The 22568-nt window shown below is 46.4% G+C and carries 20 protein-coding genes; 9 read left to right on the top strand and 11 right to left on the bottom strand.

Annotation, left to right across the window (positions count from 1 at the left end; translation table 11 throughout):
- Window positions 1-21 precede the first annotated feature (21 nt).
- From RH949_RS10125 to RH949_RS10105, 5 genes are all read right to left on the bottom strand, one after another.
- Window positions 22-1380: a TPM domain-containing protein gene (locus tag RH949_RS10125; RefSeq protein ID WP_446352830.1), complete on the bottom strand. Its 1359-nt coding sequence runs from the start codon at window positions 1378-1380 to the stop codon at window positions 22-24.
- Between the two features lie 266 nt (window positions 1381-1646).
- Complete coding sequence (locus RH949_RS10120; RefSeq protein ID WP_446352828.1) at window positions 1647-2180, bottom strand: hypothetical protein; 534 nt, start codon at window positions 2178-2180, stop codon at window positions 1647-1649.
- A 318-nt stretch (window positions 2181-2498) separates the two neighbouring features.
- Window positions 2499-3062: a hypothetical protein gene (locus RH949_RS10115; protein ID WP_446352826.1), complete on the bottom strand. Its 564-nt coding sequence runs from the start codon at window positions 3060-3062 to the stop codon at window positions 2499-2501.
- A gap of 168 nt (window positions 3063-3230) precedes the next feature.
- The gene (locus RH949_RS10110; RefSeq protein ID WP_446352824.1) at window positions 3231-4088 is read right to left on the bottom strand and encodes a TPM domain-containing protein; all 858 of its coding nucleotides are present in this window, start codon (window positions 4086-4088) and stop codon (window positions 3231-3233) included.
- 42 nt (window positions 4089-4130) lie between these two features.
- Window positions 4131-4415 carry a DUF6812 domain-containing protein gene (locus tag RH949_RS10105; RefSeq protein WP_446352822.1) on the bottom strand — a complete coding sequence of 95 codons (285 nt, stop codon included), beginning with the start codon at window positions 4413-4415 and terminating at the stop codon, window positions 4131-4133.
- Window positions 4416-4784: 369 nt separating this feature from the next.
- Here RH949_RS10105 and RH949_RS10100 point away from each other — a divergent pair, with 369 nt between their 5' ends.
- Window positions 4785-5660, top strand: coding sequence for a tRNA (5-methylaminomethyl-2-thiouridine)(34)-methyltransferase MnmD (locus RH949_RS10100; RefSeq protein ID WP_446352820.1), 876 nt, complete (start codon window positions 4785-4787; stop codon window positions 5658-5660).
- Entirely contained in the window at window positions 5657-5809 is a 153-nt protein-coding gene (locus tag RH949_RS10095) for a hypothetical protein (protein WP_446352818.1), read from the top strand. The genes RH949_RS10100 and RH949_RS10095 overlap by 4 nt, the downstream gene beginning before the upstream one ends.
- Before the next feature lie 162 nt (window positions 5810-5971).
- Here the strand turns inward: RH949_RS10095 and RH949_RS10090 are convergent, their stop codons facing one another.
- Together RH949_RS10090 and RH949_RS10085 are read right to left on the bottom strand one after the other, a co-directional pair.
- The gene (locus RH949_RS10090) at window positions 5972-6814 is read right to left on the bottom strand and encodes a CPBP family intramembrane glutamic endopeptidase (protein WP_446352816.1); all 843 of its coding nucleotides are present in this window, start codon (window positions 6812-6814) and stop codon (window positions 5972-5974) included.
- A gap of 105 nt (window positions 6815-6919) precedes the next feature.
- Window positions 6920-7333 carry an AbrB family transcriptional regulator gene (locus RH949_RS10085; protein WP_006101064.1) on the bottom strand — a complete coding sequence of 138 codons (414 nt, stop codon included), beginning with the start codon at window positions 7331-7333 and terminating at the stop codon, window positions 6920-6922.
- Between the two features lie 567 nt (window positions 7334-7900).
- Between RH949_RS10085 and RH949_RS10080 the strand changes: the two genes are divergently transcribed.
- Both RH949_RS10080 and RH949_RS10075 read left to right on the top strand, forming a co-directional pair.
- On the top strand, window positions 7901-8917 hold the full coding sequence (locus tag RH949_RS10080) for a succinate dehydrogenase/fumarate reductase iron-sulfur subunit (RefSeq protein ID WP_044207168.1): 1017 nt from the start codon (window positions 7901-7903) through the stop codon (window positions 8915-8917).
- A complete protein-coding gene (locus RH949_RS10075; RefSeq protein WP_006101126.1) occupies window positions 8914-9102 on the top strand; it encodes a chlorophyll a/b-binding protein in 189 nt (62 codons plus the stop codon). The genes RH949_RS10080 and RH949_RS10075 overlap by 4 nt, the downstream gene beginning before the upstream one ends.
- A gap of 145 nt (window positions 9103-9247) precedes the next feature.
- Here RH949_RS10075 and RH949_RS10070 read toward each other — a convergent pair whose 3' ends face one another.
- The 3 genes from RH949_RS10070 to RH949_RS10060 all read right to left on the bottom strand — a co-directional run bounded on the left by RH949_RS10070 (window position 9248) and on the right by RH949_RS10060 (window position 13577).
- A complete protein-coding gene (locus tag RH949_RS10070; protein ID WP_446352813.1) occupies window positions 9248-10378 on the bottom strand; it encodes a trypsin-like peptidase domain-containing protein in 1131 nt (376 codons plus the stop codon).
- 419 nt (window positions 10379-10797) lie between these two features.
- Window positions 10798-12585 (bottom strand): tetratricopeptide repeat protein, encoded by a 1788-nt coding sequence (locus RH949_RS10065; RefSeq protein ID WP_446352811.1) that lies wholly within the window; start codon window positions 12583-12585, stop codon window positions 10798-10800.
- Window positions 12586-12830: 245 nt separating this feature from the next.
- Window positions 12831-13577, bottom strand: a complete 747-nt coding sequence (locus tag RH949_RS10060; protein ID WP_006101144.1) for a sirohydrochlorin chelatase — start codon at window positions 13575-13577, stop codon at window positions 12831-12833.
- A 385-nt stretch (window positions 13578-13962) separates the two neighbouring features.
- Between RH949_RS10060 and RH949_RS10055 the strand changes: the two genes are divergently transcribed.
- Window positions 13963-14091, top strand: coding sequence for a hypothetical protein (locus tag RH949_RS10055; protein ID WP_446352809.1), 129 nt, complete (start codon window positions 13963-13965; stop codon window positions 14089-14091).
- A gap of 4 nt (window positions 14092-14095) precedes the next feature.
- Here RH949_RS10055 and RH949_RS10050 read toward each other — a convergent pair whose 3' ends face one another.
- Entirely contained in the window at window positions 14096-15040 is a 945-nt protein-coding gene (locus RH949_RS10050) for a DUF4388 domain-containing protein (protein ID WP_006101150.1), read from the bottom strand.
- 1582 nt (window positions 15041-16622) lie between these two features.
- Between RH949_RS10050 and pilM the strand changes: the two genes are divergently transcribed.
- From pilM to RH949_RS10030, 4 genes are all read left to right on the top strand, one after another.
- On the top strand, window positions 16623-17726 hold the full coding sequence (pilM, locus tag RH949_RS10045) for a type IV pilus assembly protein PilM (protein WP_006101109.1): 1104 nt from the start codon (window positions 16623-16625) through the stop codon (window positions 17724-17726).
- Window positions 17727-17731: 5 nt separating this feature from the next.
- On the top strand, window positions 17732-18601 hold the full coding sequence (locus RH949_RS10040; protein ID WP_006101168.1) for a PilN domain-containing protein: 870 nt from the start codon (window positions 17732-17734) through the stop codon (window positions 18599-18601).
- Between the two features lie 7 nt (window positions 18602-18608).
- Complete coding sequence (locus RH949_RS10035) at window positions 18609-19388, top strand: hypothetical protein (protein WP_446352806.1); 780 nt, start codon at window positions 18609-18611, stop codon at window positions 19386-19388.
- Between the two features lie 133 nt (window positions 19389-19521).
- Entirely contained in the window at window positions 19522-22323 is a 2802-nt protein-coding gene (locus RH949_RS10030; RefSeq protein ID WP_446352804.1) for an AMIN domain-containing protein, read from the top strand.
- Window positions 22324-22568: the final 245 nt, after the last annotated feature.

Genomic DNA, 22568 nt, shown 5'->3' with positions numbered 1-22568 from the left:
TAAATAAACAATTTCATAAAATTACCAGCTATCACCCGCACCACCGCCGCCACTATCACCGCCACCAAAATCGCTACTACTGCTAGAACTGCTGTCACTTGAGCTGCTGTCACTTGAACTGCTGTCTGAAGTAGAAGTCAAACGTGGGATGGTTTCTGTCTTCTCTGTGTAATAATCACAACATTTGCAGTTATCGATAATTCGACATTCACCCGTGCTATATTCAGTCGGAGATTTAATTGTTGTTTCACTGTGCTTTACCGTTAATTCTTGACAAATTGGACATTGCCTGTAAGAGCTAGAATTAACCACATAAGCCCGGATATGTATTAACCGCAACCGCATCTTCTGGCTACAGGGACGACATTCCCAACCTTCAAATTTCACGCTGCCTAAATTTCGAGCTACTTTTTCGGGTTTGGTGAGGAAAGAGGGAACCAAGCTTGGTCGCACTCTTTTCAATGGTAAACCGCAATCGCTACAACGCCAAGATGGCGGAACGTAATATTTTTTTGTTAATAAGATAGCAATTGGAAAGCCAATAATTACACTAAAAATTAACCAGCCAATTGCAACCTTCATACTAAAGACTTTAGGAGAAATGACGACCAGTAATAGTCCCAAAGACAACGTAGCCAAAACTATACCAATATAGGCGATTAGATAAGCTCTCTGCTTAGGAGTATTGACGCCATGGAGGCGCGATCGCCCTGTGGGTTTGAGCAAGATTGGCTCACTAACTTTCTTGAACTGGTAGTATTCAAACCATGACAACAAGATAGCACATATACTAATTAGTAAAATAGCACCTCGCTGAGGCAGAGTTATAGTATCAACTGGGTACATAGCATGAGTACTGCCACTGTGCAAAACACTCACCAGCGCGTTTGTTCCTGCCAACACACCACCATCAAAATCGCCTTGTTTGAATCGGGGTGTAATCTGATTCTCAATGATGTTACCAACTTTAGCATCCGGTAAAATTGGTTCAATCCCATAACCGGTTTCAATTTCAACGCGACGATCGCCGACTGAAACCAAAAATAGTACACCATTATCTTCATTGGCTTTGCCAATTCCCCAATGATTAAATAACTCTGTTGTAAACGCTTTGGGTGAAGCTGATGGGGCTGTTTCTGGCACAGTAACTACAGCAATTTCTGTACCGTTTTTTGATTCTAAGTCATTAATCATTTGATTAAGTTTAGTTTCTGTCGAATCACTGAGAATATTTGCCATATCCGTCACCCAAGTGCCATTGGATTGTTGCGGATTGGGAACATCATGTATATTTAACGCATGACTCACACAAGGGAATAGGAGAAGCGCTAGACAAAACAGATTTGCTAAAATTAGACGTTTAACTTTTATAACTTTCATAAGCATTTGTATCCAAAATTTGAAAAAATTAATTATGATGTGCTGGCTATTAGTTAAAAACTGGAGAGGTATCGAGTCCGGATGTTGATTCAAATGTCGATGTCGTTTTGTTCAGGTCGTAATGACAACAAATTTGAGCAGAGGGCGACCCAACTTAATTGAATGGAATAGAGTATTTAAGTAGTGCAAGCGGGTCGCCCCTACACTCTGGACTACAGGTATTTTGGGTTATTAACCAAGGGGGAATATTGATCAAAATAGGCTGCTTAGAAATCACCGCCAGCGCCACCACCGCCACTGTCTCCGCCACCAAAACTACCACCACCGGAATCGCCGCCACCACTGTAGCCACCGCCACCGTAATCACCGCCCGTGTAAACACCTCCCGTGTGACTATTACTCGAAGAACGACGCCTTGAAGAACGACGACTCGAAGAACTGCCATTACTATTGGCGACTAGAAAAATCACGACTGTTGGCACACCTAATAGTACGAGTAATGCCAGTAAAGCTTCTCCAGAGGATTTATAGATCTTAGATTGGGACTCTAAAGACGTAGTATGACTAGCGACTCCAGTATTCATTTTAGCCGTCGGCAAATCGGAATTAATCGGATTGCTTTGTTTTTCGGTGTCTTCACTAACAATCGCTGCTATTTCTGTCGCCAAACCGCTATTGACTGGTTGCGAACTGGTAACGTTTTTAACTGTTAAGCCTTGTGCCGCTAGGGGTGAGAAAATTGTGAGGCAAAATGGAACTGTCCAAAGTATCTGTTTGAGTTTAGGGGCAAAAGATTTCATGATTTCAATCTCCGAAAAAACTTGATGTTGATTGGGTTATGTGAGGACGCTGTAAATTCTTGAATCTGCGTCGTCTGTCTCTTACTCGCTATTGAGTCTTGGCTTTTATGCGAGAGGTTGATTGTTGTAATATCTCTTTACAACGTGATAGTGTCGATTAACTAACTTAAGAGTTGGTAGAACGTGATGCGATCGCTGATGGTAAAGACAGCGCCACTACAAACCCAGCTAAGGGAGTGTGTCTTAGACTCAAGAATTTGTAGTCAGCGCTTGACTTATGGCACGCTTGGGGCAACTACGAACCAATATTGATTCCGTTTAGAAACCACCACCGCAACCGCCACCACCACTAGAACCGCCGCCAAAGCCGCCACCACTGGAACCACCGCCACTGCAACCGCCGCCACCAGTAGAACCGCCGCCAAAGCCGCCACCACTGTAACCACTGTAGCCACTACTCGAAGAACGACTACTACCAGAACGATAACTGCTAGAACTGCTAGAACTGCTAGAACTGCTATCGCTATTTAGGGCTAGAATCAGCACTCCAACAGGTATACCCAATAGTATGAGTATTGCTAGCACAGCTTCGTTAGACGACTTATAAATACTGTCTTCAGGAGATGTGGTATTACTCGCGACTACAGAACTCGTTTCAGTAACGACTGCTTGTGTTTCGTCGAATGTGCCTTTTTCAACGGTTAGGGCTTGAGCAGCCAAAGGCGAGAAAAGGGTTAGACAAACTGGAACTGTCCAAATCATCTGTTTGAGTTGACGTGCCAAAGGTTTCATGGTTTTAATCTCCGATAAACTGTTGATGTTGATGAGGTTATGGGGGAAAGCTGTAATTTTTTGAAGCTGAGTTATTTGTCTGTTATTCACTGTTAACTCCTTAGTTCTCTGCAAAAGGTCAATTTGAGAAATAATGTTTCACACATTTAGCAAGCATCTGCTATCTACTTGAGGCAGTCAAAACCTGTAATGATGAGGCAGTCAAAACCTGTAATGATGAGGTAGTCAAAACCTGTAATGATCCAAGCGAACATAAGATTAGAAACCACCGCCAGCACCGCCACCACCACTGGAACCACCGCCACTACTAGAACCGCCACTACTAGAACCGCCACTGCAACTACCGCCACTACTGGAACCAACACTGACACCTCCACTAGAAGAACGACGCTTGGAAGAAGAGTTACTCTTGCGATTAGCAGCGAGTAGGACAATGATGCCCACAGGTACTCCTATAAATAGAAGTAATGATTGCAACGTCCCTCTAGAAAAGGTTTCTTCACTAGATAGTTGAGAGGAAGATACAGCCATCGTGCTGTTGGTCGTTTCTATATGTGCTGGTAACGTTTGGGTAGCATCGCTTGTAGTGGCTTCATCCCCTAAGTGAACAACTAATGCTTTGGTTCCGGCTAATGTACCCGTATCAAAGTCACCTTGCTTAAAGGGTGGAGTAATTTTAGTTTCGATAATCTGACCTACCTGGGCATCAGGTAAAATTGGTTCGATACCATATCCGGTTTCAATCTCGACGCGGCGATCGCCTATGGAAATCAAAAACAGTACACCGTTGTCTTCATCCGCTTTGCCAATCCCCCAGTGATTGAACAACTCGGTGGTAAACGCTTTGGGTGAGGCGGCGGGAGAGGTTTCAGGTACAGTCACCACTGCAATTTCTGTGCCATTTTCAATTTCCAACTCGGAAATCATTTGATTGAGTTGGCGTTCCGTATCCTGACTGAGAATATCTGCCATATCTGTTACCCAAGTGCCATTCCTTTGTTGCGGATTAGGAACCTCTTCAACGGTTAAGGCGTGGGCGGAAAGCGGTGAGAGGACAGTGAGACAGAAGGGAACTGCCCAAATTGCCTGTTTGATTTTAGTGGTTATCGTTTTCATAATGTATTTCCTCTAAACGTTGGAGTAAGTTCGCCATAGTCGTCAGGCTGCACCTGCTGAGACAGAATCAGTTTTCCCAGTATGAGATGAAGTGGGTGACATCTCTGCCTCACATAAAAAAGCGATCGCAGGCTTGTTAATGCACAGAGAGGACATTTGCGTGAGCGGCTGTCCCGGTTGGTGGATTTCTACATCCGTCAACACAATGAAATGTCGAGAATTATTGAGCATATCGGAGAGTCTAGAACGATAGCTGTTAGGAAGAGCGGAAACTGCCATATCACCCAAGATTTGAACGTTATTTAGGGTCAAAATTTGGACTCTCATCGAATTCTTCCTCAAATTTCATTGGTGTTGTTTTCTGACACCCTGACCATAGATCGGTTTGTTCGTTTTGCTCATTCTTGTGAGCTATTTCTGTTATACCCCCTTTGAATGAGGTTTGTCAAGGGGCAAGTACAAGCCTTAAACTGTCTTATGTTTCAACGCAATGCTAAAATCTCAAGTCCTATAATGACGCTATGACAAGAGTTGTAGTCATTTGAAGCGGAACAAAAAGTCATGGAAATGGGGAGGAATGTGAGGAATGTGAGGAATGTGAGAGATAAAGCAACCGCCACAATGGTTAGGACTGAGAACACGTCTGCCTCCTGCCCGATGGGGAAGGTAGAATTTTGAATATTATTCAGACGAACCATGGCAAAGATCCCCAGCTTTACCCCTCAACCCACAGCGGATGGCTCATTCACCTTCTTTTCTGAAGCGTTTGGTGAATATTTCCACAGCACTCAAGGGGCAAAAACGGAAGCGTTATTAAAATTTGTGGAACCTTGTCACTTGAAACAAAAAGCCCAACAGCAGGTTGTGCGTCTGCTGGATGTATGCTATGGCTTAGGCTACAATACGGCGGCGGCTTTAGAAACGATTTGGATAATTAACCCCAGATGTCGAGTTGAATTAGTCGCTCTGGAATTAGACCCGACTGTACCGCGAAGCGCGATCGCACATCATTTTCTCAGTGGCTGGAATCACCCAATTCCCGAACTCCTAGAGTGTCTGGTGGCAACCTCAGAAGTTAAAACGGATCAGCTTCAGGCGCAACTTTATTTCGGCGACGCCAGAAATAGCATCCAGCAATTGTCTCAGTCGAACCTCCAAGTTGATGCTATTTTTCTCGATCCCTTTTCTCCTCGTCGCTGTCCCCAATTATGGACGGTGGAATTTTTCCACCAATTAGCTAAATGCTGCACCAAAACAGGTAGACTAGCAACCTATTCCTGTGCGGCTGCTGTCCGTAGCGGCTTAATAACGGCTGGATTTCAGATTGGTGCGACACCGCCTGTGGGAGGACGACAACCGGGAACCGTGGCAAGTTTTGACGCTTCCACTCTACCCCCTCTCTCCGAGCGATCGCGTCAACATTTACAAACCCGTGCAGCTATCCCCTATCGTGATCCTCAACTGAGGGATCAGGCTGAGATTATCCTGCAACGACGGCAAATTGAGCAGCAAGCCTCTACTCTCGAACCCACCTCCCACTGGCAAAAACGTTGGTCAGCAAAAGAGGGATGAGGGAGCTGGGGGAGCAGAGGGAGCTGGGGAAGCTGGGGGAGCAGGGGGAAGCAGGGGGAGCAGGGGGAGCGGGGGAAGCTGGGGGAGCTGGGGAAGCTGGGGAAGCAGAGGGAGATGGGGGAGATGGGGGAGATGGGGAAGAATTGTAGAGACTTCTCCGGTGGAACATCTTTTGTAGGGGCGGGTTTTACCACTAACGTTTCGTTTTGACCCTGATATAACTAAACCCGCCCCGACCTCACCGTTCAATTATCACAAATGACGAATGACAAAGGACAAATGACTAATGACCAATGACTAATGACTAATGACTAATGACTAATTCCCCACAGGAACGCAGCAACACCGAGTAAACACAAGATACCAGATATCCCAGCTAAGGGATTATCTCCTATTCCCGTTATCCATATTGGTCCTTTTCTGGTATAAGAAATCAGTTTGGCTTCCTGAAGACAGGTTAATCCCCAAATCCAACCCGCGTGGAGTCCCCAGGCTAAGCCTAAACTCCCCCCATTTACACACCGGGCTAAAACTAATACCATACCCATTAGCCACAATCCAGGAATTTGAGGGAGCGTCTGTTGCTGTTCCCAAATCAGATGTAATAGAGCAAAAATCAGACTGGATATTACCGCCGCTATTGCCAGAGAATAGTCCTGTTGGAGTTCCGTCACAAGGAACCCGCGAAACACCAATTCCTCGATTAATCCAATCCCTAGTCCTATTCCACATATTGGCAATCCAATCCGGGTCAATTGCTGCCAATTTTCTCCATGCCAATCCACCCAGCCTACTAGCCATTGTCCCGTAAAGCTGATTCCTAAACTCAAAATTGCCACGCCCAATCCCCCGACTAAGGATATCAAAATCCGCGTCGTCCAGTCCCAGCCATAGTCGGGAAACGATGTATCTTCTATCTGTGTCGCCCCCCAGATAATCAGGGGGGCAATGAGGTAAAGAACAGCAAGGAATGGCAACTTTTGCTGTGCTGCCAAAGGCTTAGGAGGATGCCATTTCAGTCGGGTGGCGATCGCGATGGCTAAAGGCAACCACAACGCAGACCAAGCCAGAAAAAAAACCGCGACTTTTACCAGCGCCGATGCGCTTATTAGCCAAATAATACACGGATTATCTGCCTGATCAAAAATAGCCATAAGCGAGATCGGCAAACGGTGAGGAGCTATAGTTTTTACGCGGCTACTTTCATGCTGCCAAGGATGGATACTTTGCATAACCCATCCTTTTTAGCATGAACTGCCTCAAACCTCTGCGGCTTCTAATTCCTCTTCAGACTCCTCAGATGTATCCAGATCCACCTGCTTGAGATGGATATGCTTGTAGCCCAGTTTAATTTCAAACTCATCACCGGGCTTTAATCCCATTTCCTGAGTGTAGGTTGAGCCAATCACAATCTGACCATTTTTATGGACGCTGACGCGATATGTCGGTTCCCGACCACGACCATCTTTTGCTCCCTCTGGATCTAAGGGAACACCTTTCGCCGCTAACACCGCATCATAAAAATCAGTTAAGTTGACGCGGGTCTGACCTGTTTTACTTTCGGAGTAATAGCCACAGCGTTTTGCTGTTTCTCGCCGAGGCAAGTGAGAAAGCTCTTTTACTTTTTGAAGTAAGGCTTTCCCCGTTAATGTATTAGCTTGGGTCTCTGCCATAATTTCACAGACTATCCTTTATTTTTCAGGATGGTAAACGTCGTATGCTGCCAAGTGTATTTGGCTATATAAAAAATATATCGTTAAATCTCTGGTTTTGGTCAAGATTTTTTTGATCATTTATTAAAATTTCTAGGAATTTGAGCCATAAGGATTTTTCGGAGACGCCAAAGCCGCTTCTTAGGTTAAAATTTTAACCAAGATAGGACTCTGTGGCAAAAGATCGAACCTGAAGTATGTTCAGATCAGTGATCCATCTGGAGATTTGGCAGGTCATCTGGGAAAAATTTGACCAGACACAAGGGAGAGAGCATCTATCAGCAGAAAATCAACACTCCCAAGAATGAATGCTGAGTGACCGCCGATTGTCTTAGACTGTAGTCAGTTTGCTAAATATCGTGGCTAAATGCTCACGGGCAAGTTGAGCGAGTGCCTTCTGGCAATATTTCTCATCTATATTTATGGGCGATCAGGAAATGAGGGGGTGATGGTCAATGGGTAGGTTGTGACTCCTGAGAAGGTGGTAATTTTCATATAGGTGTTGAGATACAAAGAGAGCATATCACTATGCAAGTTGCCTTTAAAATCATTCGACAGACTCAAAATACCTCCCCCACTATCGAGACTTACAAGTTAGATGTGGAGGAAGGAAACACGATTCTGGAGTGCCTGAATCGGATTAAGTGGGAGCAGGATGGAACCTTAGCGTTTCGCAAGAATTGTCGCAACACAATCTGTGGTAGCTGTGCGATGCGGATCAATGGTCGCTCCGCACTGGCTTGTAAAGAAAATGTGGGCAATGAATTGGCGCAGATTCCTGAGCATCATCGTCCAGAGATTCCGGAAATCACAATTGCCCCCCTAGGTAATTTGCCCGTGATTAAGGATTTAGTCGTGGATATGCGGAGCTTTTGGGACAACTTAGAAGCGGTTGAACCCTACGTTAGCACAGCCGGACGAACCATTCCAGAACGGGAATTTTTACAAAGTCCCCAAGAGCGATCGCGCCTGGATCAGAATGGTAATTGTATCATGTGTGGCGCTTGTTATTCAGAATGTAATGCTCGCGAGGTTGATCCCACATTTGTTGGTCCTCACGCCCTCGCCAAAGCCCAACGTCTAGTCGCCGATTCTCGCGATACCGCCATAGAAAGTCGCCTGGAAAACTACAATCAAGGCACTAAGGGGGTGTGGGGATGTACCCGCTGTTTAATGTGTAACGCCGTTTGCCCAATGGATGTCGCCCCCATGGATCAAATCGGTAAAATTAAACAAGAAATTCTGACTCGCAAAGACAAGCAAGCCAGCCGCTCAATCCGCCATCGCAAAGTCTTAATTGATTTGGTCAAACAAGGAGGTTGGGTTGATGAGCGCAAATTTGGTATCCAAGTGGTGGCGAACTTCTTCCGAGATATTAAAGGAATGCTCAGTTTAAGTCCCCTCGGATTACGGATGCTCGCCCGTGGTAAATTCCCCCTAGGATTTGACGCCTCCGAAGACACCGCCCAAGTGCGATCGCTGATTGAATCCGTCCAAACCTTGAAATCTGAGACACCAGAGGAAGAAATTTTACCAAAATCATGACATCTCAAACACCCACCCCAGAAGAATCGACAACAGAAACCCCCAACCAACCCGAACCCGCTTTTGGGTGGACACCTTACGCCGAACAAATCAACGGACGGTTTGCCATGATCGCATTTGTGGCTTTATTGCTGATCGAGTTGATTACAGGTAAAGGTTTATTCGGCTGGTTGGGTTTGATTTAGTTATTTGTCATTGGTCATTTGTCCTTTGTTAGGGAACAGGGAACAGGGAACAGGATAGTGTAGAGACGTAGCATGCTACGTCTCTACACCCCCATCTCCCCACACCCGAAACCCGAAACCCGAAACCCGACACCCAACACCCTGACTACCAACGAGAATCGTGCGTCACTGAATTCCCCCCAATCGCCACCGCCCGTAAATTGTATGATCCGGTTTGTCCGGCTTCATAAGCGTTTGCCATTAATAAATAGATTCCATCCCTGGGTAAAGTGACAGATAATCGGGCATTGGTGCCACCACCACTATCATCATCTTGGGCTAAATCATTACCATTGGGATCAAGCAAAATTAAATAAGAATCGATTTCCCCACTGGTCATATCAATTTGCACCCGCTGACCCGCTCTGCCTTCAAAGGCATAGATGTCAAAAAAGCTGTTATCGTCCGCTAAAACATGACTTCCTTGACCCAGCCGACCGGGAATCACTGTACCATTGAGGGCTAAGGGTTGAGGAGGGTGATGAGTCGGAGAGGGGCTGGGCTGCTGCACCGTCTGGGGCGCACGTCCATTGCGTACAGCCGCCAGAAATGGGCGAATTCTATCAATGCTAATCGCAAAGCCAATTCCTAGATTCCCGCCGCTAGGACTGCCCAAAATCGCTGTATTTACCCCAATTAATTCACCTTGAGAGTTCAGTAGGGGTCCACCAGAATTTCCCGGATTAATCGTAGCATCGGTTTGAATTAAGCCCCGTTGTTGGTCAATGCGGCTAACAATTCCTACGGTAAACGTGCCTTGAAACCTGCCAAAGGGATTGCCAATGGCAAATGCCCGTTGTCCAACTTGGACGGGACGAGGAGCCAGAGAAATCGTCGGTAAATTGCTAGGAGTGCGAATTTTGAGAACCGCTAAGTCTAGACCATTATCCCCAAACGCTACCACATCCGCGCTCAGGCGTCTGCCATCCGCTAGCGTTACCGTAACCGTCGGGGAACCTGCGACAACATGAGCATTGGTGAGGACTAATCCATCGGCGCTAATAATACTGCCACTGCCTGTACCTTCTACTGTATCAATGGAAACTACTGCCGGACTAGCTTGTTGATAAACCTGAATATTAATTTGTTCATCAATATCTTGAGCCACTGCCACTGTTGAGCCTAGCCAGAGATTCAGCCAGTCAATTGGTGCGATCGCGTGGAGAGTCGTAGCACCAATCGCAGTCACAGTAGCAAGGATTCCCGATATAGCAATAGGCAAGCGTTTGGTACTCATGGTTGATGGTCATTAAACCTCAAGGTCTAGTTTTATGGTGGCTTATGCTCAAGTCATTGATCAGTAATTATGTGACAATTTTTTGGGGATACACCGTAGGAAAAGCATGGGGAAGCAGAGGAAGCAGAGGGAGCTGGGGAAGCTGGGGGAGCTGGGGAAGCTGGGGAAGCTGGGGAAGCTGGGGAAGCTGGGGAAGCTGGGGAAGCTGGGGAAGCTGGGAGAGAAAGTTATATCTTTGAATGCAACGTGTTATTCTCACTTAGGTTTTTTTCCTTAGACCTTTCTGCCTTGAAGACTTTGGTTACATGTAACAGAGATCTACACCAAGGAAAGTGAGCTAGCTCCTATATGTGAGTCCAGCGAATGACGTAGCTTGTTTCTCGAAAAGCTAGTATGACAAATGACAAATGACAACTTATTCAGCGCAAGGTCTTAAGTTGGAGCTGCGCTTCATTATATTGATCAATTCTGCCGTTGTCGAGATGCAGCTTAGAGGCTTGCTCGAAGTCGTTAATCGCTTCCATTGTATTCCCTAGTTCAGCATGGGTTAATCCTCGACCAGAGTAAGCAAAGGCATTATTGGGATTAAGTTGAATGGCTTTGGTATAATCGTCTAGAGCGCCAGAGTTATCGCCAAACTTTCGGCGGACACGAGCGCGATTGGTGTAGGCGACGCTGTTGTTGGGATTGAGTCGAATGGCTTGGGTATAATCTTCGAGCGCTCCTTGGTTATCGCCTAACTTACGCCGAATTTCCCCGCGATTAATGTAAGCATTCTCATAACTGGGTTCAATGCGAATCGATTGGCTGCAATCTTTGAGTGCTTTTTGATAGTCTTTAAGATTTAAGTGGGCAATACAGCGATTGTTGTAAGCGATGTGGTTATTTGGATTCTGAGTAATTGCCTCCGTACAATCTGCGATCGCGTCTCGATAGTTTCCTAGGTTAAACTTTGCCTGACAGCGATTTGTGTAAGCCATACTATCTGTAGGGTCAATCGCGATCGCTTGGGTATAATCATCTACAGCCCCCCTATAGTCTGCCAAATGAAATCGGGTTCTACCTCGATTGTAATAAGCCTTGGCATCATTGGGATTATACTCAATGGCTTGCGTATAATCTGCCATGGCTTCTTGTTGATTACCCATCGCACTCAGCACTAATCCTCGTGCCGCGTAAGCTTGGGCATTTTGGGGATTGAGCTGAATTGCTTGATCGAGATCGGCGATCGCGGCTTTATACTGGTTCAGTTGGTAGTTGGCGATTCCTCGATGGTAGTACGCTTGATCATCATTGGACTTTCGTTGAATTAATTCGGTAAAGTCTTCTACAGCACCTTGCCAATCTTCCAAATCGTAACGGGCTAGTCCTCGCTGATAGTAAGCATCTGTATTACTTGGAGCAAGCTCGATAAGTTTAGTGTAGTCTTCTACAGCGGCTTGATGCGCTCCCAAATCATCGTAAGCTAGTCCCCGATTCCCATAGGCTAATGGGTTGTTAGGATTAAGCTGAATTGATTCATCAAACGCCTCAATCGCGCCCTGCACATTACCACTTTTTAGGTGTTCCACTCCCTGTTCAAAAAACTCTTGCGCTTTTATCCGGTCTGGATTTTGGCTTAGCAGCCCCATTAATCCCAGCCCAATAGCTAAACTTATTCCGCCTACCAAAATGGGCAAACGCCATCGCTTCAGTCTGGATTGATTAGCCGATTTCGGCAATGGTTTTTCGGGAAATATTTCCCAATTGCCAGAATTAGCAATGGATGTTTGGGTCGAGGTGGATATCAAGGGGGATTCTACTTCGGGTTCAGGGGGTTTAGCTGCCAAGGTTAGCATTTCTTGAAACCGGATCAACCCTTGATCATCCTTGGGCTGTTGACCGGATTTTTTCTTCAATGTATTTAAGGGATGATCGGGAACAAATTCTTCGACTAGATAAAATTTTTTATTTTCGACAAAATAGTTGACAATTTCTGGATTTTGGTTAGTTTGTGCCAACCGTTCCAGGGTTTCAGATTTATGAGTCAAGAGAAATTGCAGCCGACGAAGTGCCTGAGGATTTTTTGTGGGCAACTTGAGTTGTCGAATCACGCAAACCGGGCAATCGGGATGGCGAGTATCGGCGGCTAGGTAAATTAATCCTGAGACACCTGAGCCTAAAATCCTGACAACACGATAACGATTATTGAAAACCTGATCGATCATGGCAGCCTAGCACCTGGCTTATCGCCCTAAAGCATCCGTTTGGGGTCATTTTAAGTGTAGTCTGATCCCAAAAGGGAACGGGGAACAGGGAACAGTAAAGAATGTCCTAACCTCAATGACACGCTCCAGTCAGCATTTTGCGATCGCCGAAATTCTTGATATACCGTAGGGTTGGTACTGCCCACCAGCATACCAGTCAGTGGCATTCACCCTCACGTATCTGCGTAGCCCTAGATATAATTGGACTACACCCTCTGTCTGGTTAAATCTAGGATTAACTCCGCTAACTGGGGAGTTGCGCCAAGGGGTTCACCGAACTCAAGTTGGAGTTGAGGGTATTGCTGTTGTAGATCAAGGACAGATTGTGCGATCGCGTCTGTAATTCCGCCAGCAAACAAAAAATAAGGCACAATGGCGATATGCTGATATCCAGCCTCCGCTAAAGTAGCGACTCGTTGACTGAGCGTTGGTTCGATTGACCAATAAGCGTCGATTGCGCCTAATTGTTGGGCTAAGGTGGCGACTGGCTGGTTACCACCAGGACGACGTGTGCCATGAGAGATTAGAATTTTAATCGGAGCATTTAGGGGTGGCTGTTGATTCACCAGCAGTTGTCCTAAATGGGGATGTACTCCGATATGAGGTTGCAGGTTGATGGTTAATTTTTCCCCTAACCGTTGTTGTGCGATCGCTACTTCTTCCGGGATATCCTCCATCACATGTACCCCCGGTAAGAGAAATAAGGGCAAAGCTTGGATCTGCGGGTAGCCAGTTCTTATCGCTTGAGTCGCAAACTGACAAATTTGTTCATGTAAGGATAGAGGTGCTAGTTCTAACGTGGCAGTTCCGATGCGAATCCTCAAGGCTTGACTTGCCTCACCTTGACTCGCTAACTGCTTCTGGAGTAACTGTGCCAATTCCTCTAGTCCTCGCTGAGGACGTGGATCTCGGCTTCCGTGAGCAATAAGTAGATAAGCAGAGGAGCTAGGCAAGAGTCTTAATCGTTAATGGGGATTACTTAGTAAACAATTGTATCGTCTGAAGTCGGAATTATGAATTATAGCGCTAGGCAATAGGCAATAGGCAATAGGCAATAGGCAACACCTCGGCTTCGCTCGGTGTGGAATATGCAATAGTGAAGAAAAAAGTTTACTACCTATCGGGGTGATTCAGATGGGTTGTATCGACAGGAAGGAATTGTTCTGAATGTGGAAACACCGTCTAAAGGATTTCAATGGAAATTTAAACCCCCATCAATGGAAGAATATCATCGGTTGGCGAGAGTTAAAATTTGTCCAGTTACCGTATTTCATTAAATTTGGAAAATGGTCGATCATGGAGAGAATATATCACTTACCGCTCTGTCTGCAAGAAAATATGGCAAAAGAATATGGAAAAGACACTGTATTGGAGCAATTAACCATGATTGAGCATCACTACTGGCTGTGGTATTCCAACTATTTCGCTCAAATCGTTGCCGCCGTTGATGTTCAATCGGACAAGTAAGCGATTAGCATTGAATCGTTTCTTTCTCTCGTTTCAGGAATGGTAATGAAGTGGGGGAGGAATGCGTGGAAACATAATTCCAATTTCGCTCTTGACGATTACCTCCTTTACTCCGCAAGAAACCCACTAAGTTTTGCAAAAGTGATGGCGTAATCCCTTGTTTCTCTGACGCTTTAGACAACTGAGCTGGTAAAGGCTCAATTTCTTGAGTGGGCAAAATACCAGCCAACAGAGGTACTTCCTCAACTAAACCTACAGTCATCAGGGTAAATGCGACATGCTGCACTTGTTCAACGGGAACATTTAGTTCTTTTGCGATCGCAGACAACGAAACTGTCCCTTGCGATCGTTCCCATACTTGCTCCTCTAAAGGATACAAGCGATAAGCAGGACTACCCGCCATGATACTAGCTAATCCTGAATTTGGAGCAGGTAGTTTATCATGGAGATTATCCCAATTTTTCAGTAATCGCAACCCTCTCAATGTGGCTTCTGTCGCTGAGATGCTCAATCCCGTCATTTCTTTGGTGGGTATGGGAGCGTTTGGAATAAATTTAAACTGACCTTCCTTGAGTTCAAATAACGTACACACTCGCTGCAATACCTGATTCTGAAAAAGCTGCTTTAAATGTTCGATTGACAAGATTCCATGATGTTTGAGGCTCAACCCCAAGGGTTTATCAGTCGGACATAGCTGTACAAGTTTTGTTACTACGCGCTGGCTCACTCCCATCTGTTCAGCAATCAATTTCACTAACCCTTGATGATCTAATTGATCTGCTGCCGCCACAATACGTCCCTGGTAAACCCAAATGTAATAAATTGTGTTGAGTGGTGTGGGGTCTTCTGGCAATGCTCCTAGCGTCAACACTCCAGTTTTCTGTCCTTTCTCTAGAAACTGGAAAATTTCTGGTATTGAAAAGTCGGATAAGGAACTGGTAATCGACATAATTTTTGAATTGAACGCTACGCAGGATAATTTGCTCTACTACTAACGCATACTACGCTTTATTGGCTTAGTTCGTAAGGTTTCAGCCGCCTTGCTTTTCAATTCTTTACTAGCCGTGAGCAAATTGTCGGCTTTTTGTTATCTACTATACGAAAATCCAGTGATTTGCTGCCAGAAACCTGGCATTTAGCGCTGAAGGTTTGCTCTAAAATACTAAAATTTGTTAAGCTATCGGCTCAGTCTTTATTCCTAAGTATCTATACCGACTCCCAAACCGATCAAGGGGATGTATGGCGCTATTGAGTATGTCATCTAAATTTGATGCTTATCCTGCTGGTGGATTACCTCAGTAAAATCACTGAATAATTATCTAAGATGTTAGCGATTGCTCACAATCTTAAATCTAAACAAAAATCACAAACTCTAACATTGTAAAAATTGATACAGTTAAATCCTTGAACTTGAGCAGGATTACAGCCAGAGGGAATCACCAGTGCTTGCCGTGGAGCATCGAACCTGCCTGCGATCGCGCTGACTTGATGTTTGATTGTTGATACCTATACCTGACAGCAGGATGACACCTCCCTGCCTCAAAATAAATGCAGATTTCATTTAAAAAAGCTATATAAAGGCTTAATTCGACTACGGAAATAGAATTCTGCGCTCTATGGAAACAACATTGATTTCTTCTATGAAGATCCCGACGCCGAAGTTTTGGGATACCTTCACTGGAATGATGAAGGATCTCGCCTAATCATCCTTAGTGAACTACCCGACGCTGAGGGCAGCCGAAGCGCGGGCTTCCTACCCAGAAACCAGCGTAGTAGTAGATTGCTTTCGTCCTCTAAGTAGGTTGGTGGAAATAAGCTCAACTATATTAAGTTATGTAAAACTCGCCTCAAACTCTTACAAAGGACGAATGACGAATGACGATCACCACCGCCCGCCTTTAACTGTCCCTACCTACTTATTACTACGTCTTACAGTTTGGCGATAGGCTTTGTCCCGTGTCCTACAGCTAAAACCGGACAAGCTCCTGGGTTATTCACCATCAACAAGTTACCTGTCAACCATGATTCGGCGTGACTCCCTTGCCAACGCTAAGATGGGGTATCCGTTGCCAAATCAGGAGAAACAATCCACACTCAAGCCAGTTTAGACTTATAATTTTGACTGGAGATTTGGGTTTAGATTTCCCGTCCTTGTCGGACGGCTTTAAAAATGTCCTAATATATCGATGAATTCATGTATACTAATAATAGCGGTAAAGCGCACATAAAAAGCGAAGTTGGTAAAGCGGATTATTATCTCTTGTATCCGGAGCCCTGGCAGCAAAGAATAAAGCCTAAATCTTGCAAACTGAGAGACGTTAAAGCGAGAATTCGATAAATCTCGATACATCAAAATACCGTGGGACACACGGAAATATAAGCTTGAGGAGTGAGTTGAAAGACTCAAGTATGCTCGATAAGACCAAAGGTAAACCAATTCACTTGTTGAAGCGGATAACCGGAGGCAAGGTCAGCCCAAGAATCCCCGCCCTATACGTGCGGGGATTGTCAAACCAGTCCCCACCTGAGCTATGTTGAACCGTTTCCAAGATCTATTTTCTAAGGGTAAAAAGGGTATCGGGATAGAATTAGCACCAGAACGTATTAGTATCGCCCAACTGCGTAAGCAAGGTCAGGGCTACAAGCTGGTGAGCCTTCACACCCATGAAGTCCCCGAAGGTTTGTTTGACGGAGGGAAGATTATCGATGCCGCCAGTTTAGCTGAACTTGTGACTGAAATTCTCGATGAACATAAACTCAAAGTCGAGCAAGTCGCCACGGCTGTCCCCATGCGGGAAGCGGTGATTCGGATTATTCCGATTCCCGCTGAACTCGATGACACTGAACTGCGAGATATGGTTCTAAACCATGAAGCCGGTCTATACTTACCCTATCCGCGCGAAGAAGTGGATTTAGATTACCAAAAACTGGGCTTCTTCATGGACGAAGATGGGATTGAAAAAGTACAAGTCTTGTTGGTGGCAACACGCCGCGAGGTGACAGACACCTATCTGGATACCTTCCAACTGGTGGGGTTAAAGGTGGATGTCCTGGAAATCAATAGTTTTGCCCTGATTCGCACCATCCGCGAGCAACTGCGACAATTTGCGCCCCAAGAAGCGGCGGTATTGGTGGATATAGAATTTGATAGTACCGAAATTGCGATTATTGTCGATGGTGTCCCCCAGTTTTCCCGCACCGTTCCCATTGGCACATTCCAACTCCAGAGTGCCTTGTCGCGAGCGATGAATTTACCGACATCCCGAAATACGGAACTCTTGCAAGGAATGACTATACCCAACACTCCGGTGGATGGCATTCGCACAGGCGCCACGGGGATTAATCCGGGAATGGCAGCACTGCTGAGAGTTTTAGGTGAACTCGCCGATGAATTGCGTCGTTCCATCGACTTTTATTTAAATCAGAGTGAAAATCTAGAAGTGGCTCAACTCCTCCTCGCTGGACCTGGTGGCGGAATTGGACAACTGGATGAATTTTTCACCCAACGATTAAGCTTGCCTACCACTCAGGTTGATCCGATTGCGGCACTATCCTTAGAGATGGAGCAAGATGTTCCCCCAGTACAACGACCCGGATTGGGAACGGTACTAGGATTAGGATTGCGGGAGGTTTAACCCTAATGTATAGTCTCGATATTAATTTTCTTAAAGATAGACCCGATTATCGCCAACCCGATAAAGGGTCTGAGTCCCCCAAAGCCAAAAAACAGATTCAAATGGGGGAAATGACGCCGCTGATTATAGGCGTGATTGTCGGGTTACTGCCGCTGGCGTTAGTCGCCGGAGTCGGTTTTTTGTGGTTACCTCAGCAAAATGCCAAGTTAAACCAGGAAATTGCTGAAATCGACGCCGAACTGCAAAGCTTGCAAGCGGAAAAAAATAAAATTAATAACCTGAATACTCAAATCCAAGCGGTGAGACAAGAAACCGAAGCCTTGGCAACGGTCTTTAATCAAATTAAGCCTTGGTCAGCTATTCTACAGGATATTCGCGATCGCGTCCCCACCGGAGTCCAAATTCAAGCGATTGAACAAACGGAAACCGAAACCAAAGCGGCTGAAGGGACTGAGGGTAGTGCCCCCTTACCCACAATTAACGTGGAGATTTCTGGTTTAGCGCGTTCATTTGATGATGTAAACAACTTTCTGCTGACGCTACAGCAATCTCCCTTCTTTCAAGAGGAAGAAACTCATATCGTTAGCGCTCAACTGGAGGAGAACCCCGCTAAGTTAGAAGTACCGGAAAAGGAAGGCGGCGAGACGGTGGCTGAGATAACCTACGAGTTGCCCAAAGTGGTAGGCTATACCGTTGAAACGAGCTTGACAAATGTCCCCGCTTCTGAACTATTGCGCGAAATTGACCGCAAAGGAGCAGTGGGATTAGTGGCTCGGATCAAAGCCTTACAGCAAATCGATCAAAATCAGGCAACGGAGACACCTAGCGCAGCTCCAAGCCCCAGCCCCAGCCCAACCGAGACAACTACGGAGTGATGTAACTATGACTTATGCTGATCCAGATTTTATCCCCGTTGAAGAGCAGGAGGAAGAACCCAGTTATCCGGTGGCGTTTGGGATTACCTTCACGCCAAAAGTGTCCGGAATTATCTTCGCTGTCTTAGGCGTTTTGGGAGCCGCTTATCTGGCGATGAACGTGGTGCAGCCCGTATGGCAAGAATATCAGGGGTTGAAAACGCAGCGTCAAGAAAAAGAGGGTCAACTCCAAGATCGCGCAGTAATTCAGCAGCAGATTCAACAGAAACAACAGGAATTAGCTCAGGTAAAGCAGCAAAACCAAACAGTGACAGGTTTATTTGCTGATGAACAATCGGTAAATACCTTGCTACTAGATGTGAATCGGTTTATCAAAGACGCAGACGGAACATTGACGAGTTATGAACCTGTTCAAGTCAATGAAGAAAGCAATATCGTTACCGATGGTTCCCTGGGAGCAGCCGTTAACGGCAAACTGAAACGCCAAAGCTTTAAGTTAGAGACGGATGGCAGCTTTAACCAAATCCAGTCAATTTTACGGAGTATTGAGCGACTACAAACCCTAGTTGTGGTGAAAGAGTTGAGGACAGATATCAGCACACCGCAAGGGCTGTTGGTCGATGACAAAGGTACGGTGACACCCATTGTAGAGAAAGATGAAGAAATCATTGCCGGTGCTCCACCGACTCTGACAACAAGCTATAGACTGGATGTGTTGATGCCCTTGAGTGAGGAACAAAAGCAAGAGCAGGCAGCGGCAGCCGCCGCTGAAGGAGAAGCTCAGTAGGGAGTTGGGGAGTAGAGACGCGCCATGGCGCGTCTGGGAACTGGGTGAAGAAATTCTGAACCCAGATTAATTAATTTATCCCCAACATCATTAGGATTAAGGTGGTTTAGAGGTCATAAGTGAGGAGTGAATTGTGAGACAGGAGCAACTGTTCAGTGGAATCGCGATCGCGACTGCCGTCTCCCTATCGATAAGCGAACCCGTCTGGGCGGCGACGGCTCAAGTTACCGCAGTCCGGCTCAATCCCAGAGGGAGTGGTTTAGAGCTGATTCTGGAAACCCAAGCTGGAGATCAGCGCCCCCAAGTTTTCCCGGTGAACCGGGGTAAGGATTGGGTGGCGGATATTGTCAATGTTCGGTTGAATTTACGGGAAGGCAATAGCTTTCGTCAAGACAACCCCATGCCCGGTATTACCTCTGTTACGGTGAGTCAAATCGAACCCAACAGCATTCGGGTAACTGTGAGTGGGGCAGAAAATCCACCGGAAGGTCAAATTCTTCAGCAAGCGTCTCAGGCAATTACTCTAGGAATTAGTCCTGCTCCCAGCAATCAAGCCGCCGTTTCGATTCCGATTTCCTCGCCCTCTGGGGAGTCAGCGTCAATTACTCCACCAAAACTACCCTCCTCATCCACTAAACCGAATAGCGCTAGGAGTAGAGAAAATGTCAGTATTCCCCAGCTAGGAAGCAGAAGTGCAGGGATGCAGGGAACAGAAACAATTAACGCCGCTTCGAGTAATATTGCCGCTCAATCTGAGATTACCACTCCAGCGAATTTCAATCTTAATTCAGTACCAAAAAATCAACAGAACATTTCCATTCCGGTTGCTCCGCCACCGAGGGAATCAGTCTCAAGCGTTCCCACTCTAGCCAATCCAGGGACAACTCGCTCCACTTCAGACTTCTCATCTCCCGCCACTCGCCGATCCCAATCTCAGCGTTCTAATTCACCCCCAGTTGTGGCTCAAAGCCCGACACAGGATTCTCCTGAACCTACTCAAGCTCAACCCACTCCCGTAGTTCCAGCACCTTCACCCGATGTTTTAGTTCCCGATCCTCAAATTACCATTGATGGGGTTCCGGCTGCACCCGCCGGAACAGTCCAACCCGTTGCTCCAGCACCGCCATTCTTACCGAGAGCCGTTGCGCCACCTGTGGGAGATATTGCGGTGTCTAATCTGAATGCTGCCGCCAGCGAGATTGACTTGGGAACAGCAGCAGTAGTCCCCCGCCTCTCCTTACGAGAAGCCCCTGTCCGAGAAGTTTTGGCACTCTTGGCGCGATCGGCTGGATTGAACCTGGCCTTTACTGGAGCAGGTGGTGAGGGAGAAGCGGCTCAGGAAACAATTTCCCTGGATTTGGAAAACGAACCCGTCCAAGATGTGTTTAACTACGTTCTCCAACTCTCTGGACTTCAGGCAAATCGCCGGGGACGTACTATATTTGTTGGTGCTCGACTACCCCAAGCCGCTCGTAATTTAATTAGCCGCACCTTACGGCTCAATCAAGTTAGTGCGGCTTCAGCATCAGCTTTCCTGAGTGCCCAAGGAGCCGAAACTCAACGAATCGTAGAAAATGTTCAAATTCAGACGATCGGTGAGGGAGGTGCTGCCAGAACCGTCGAAACCCGACAAACTAATATTCAACCCTTATCCGCTACCGAAGGAGAAGGACCATTACTCCTGAAAGGGTTATCGGTAATCACAGATGAGCGACTGAATGCTGTAACCTTAGTTGGCGAACCGCGCCAAATTGAACTCGCCTCCGCTTTATTGACTCAATTAGATTTGCGTCGCCGTCAGGTGGCAATCAATGTCAAGATTGTTGATGTCAACCTCTTGGGAACCGACGCCTTCAATTCCAGCTTCTCTTTTGGCATTGATGAGGGCTTTTTCGCGGTTGACCAAGGAGCAGCCGTCTTTAATTATGGTGAATTCAGACCACCGAGTGCAGCCCAAGTGGGGACGAGTACTGTCTCTCCGCCCGTAATAACGAATCCCTTTGCTGGAGCAGATGTTTTTCTCGATCCTGATAATCAATTTACTCTTCCCGGTCCAGATACTGTCACTGTCGATCAACGTCCTGGTGTACCTTTGGCAGATCGTGTTCGCAGAACACAAGGAGAGCCCACAACCGTTTTCGGACCGATAGTCAATCTTGATGATCCACTCTCAGCAGGAATCACAAATATTACACTTCCCACGGACACGACCGTCACTATAGATGAGGAAGGAAATGTTAGCGTAGAGCCAGGTGAACCCGGTGAAGTTACGTTTGGTTTACCCTCTCTATTCCAATTTCCGACCAGATTCCTAGCGTCGTTAGAAGCTCAGATTACCAGTGGAAATGCCAAGATATTAACTGACCCAACACTCGTCGTCCAAGAAGGGCAGAGTGCCAGAGTACAACTGACTCAGGAGGTATTTGCCGGAACCGAGTTAGTAACACGGGCGGTTGGTGAGGATTCTGTTGCGGTAGAACAACCGATTATTCGGGATGCTGGTTTAATCCTGGATGTCAGGGTGGATCGGATTGACGACAATGGCTTTGTCACATTGGGGATTGATCCGACAGTTTCTTCGATTTCTGGGTCGCGAGACACTCCTGTTGGTGAAATCACTCTGACCCAAGAACGAACGTTGCAATCTGGAGCGATTCGTTTGCGAGATGGTCAAACGCTTATTTTAGCTGGCATTATCCAAGAAAGTGACCGGACAACTGTAAGCAAAGTACCCATTTTAGGTGATATTCCGCTGTTGGGCGCTCTGTTTAGAAGCACAAGCCGGAACAATTCGCGACAAGAGGTGATTGTGCTGCTAACCCCTCAGATTATTGATGACTCAGAACGTGGCGCGTTTGGCTACAACTACACACCAGGGCGAGAGGCTCAGGAAGTGTTACAGCGCCGAGGGTTTCCCACGCAGGGTGGTTTTTAGACCATCGGTTCAGCCGTAGGGGTACGGCAGTGCCTATCCGTGTCAACTTAAGGCTGAAACCCTTACTTAATAAGAGATCCCCCCTAGCCCCCCTTAAAAAGGGGGGAACCAGAAATTAATCAAAGTCCCCCTTTTGAAGGGGGATTTAGGGGGATCTAAACTTTGGGCGCTAGTCATACAAAGTCTTAAGTTGACACGGATGCAGGTCGGTGCTAAACGACAGAAATCGGGGAGCTAATGCGCGT

It is taken from the genome of Coleofasciculus sp. A1-SPW-01, from assembly GCF_040217205.1.
Classification (GTDB): domain Bacteria; phylum Cyanobacteriota; class Cyanobacteriia; order Cyanobacteriales; family Coleofasciculaceae; genus Coleofasciculus; species Coleofasciculus chthonoplastes_A.
This window is presented reverse-complemented; position numbering and strand designations above follow the sequence as displayed.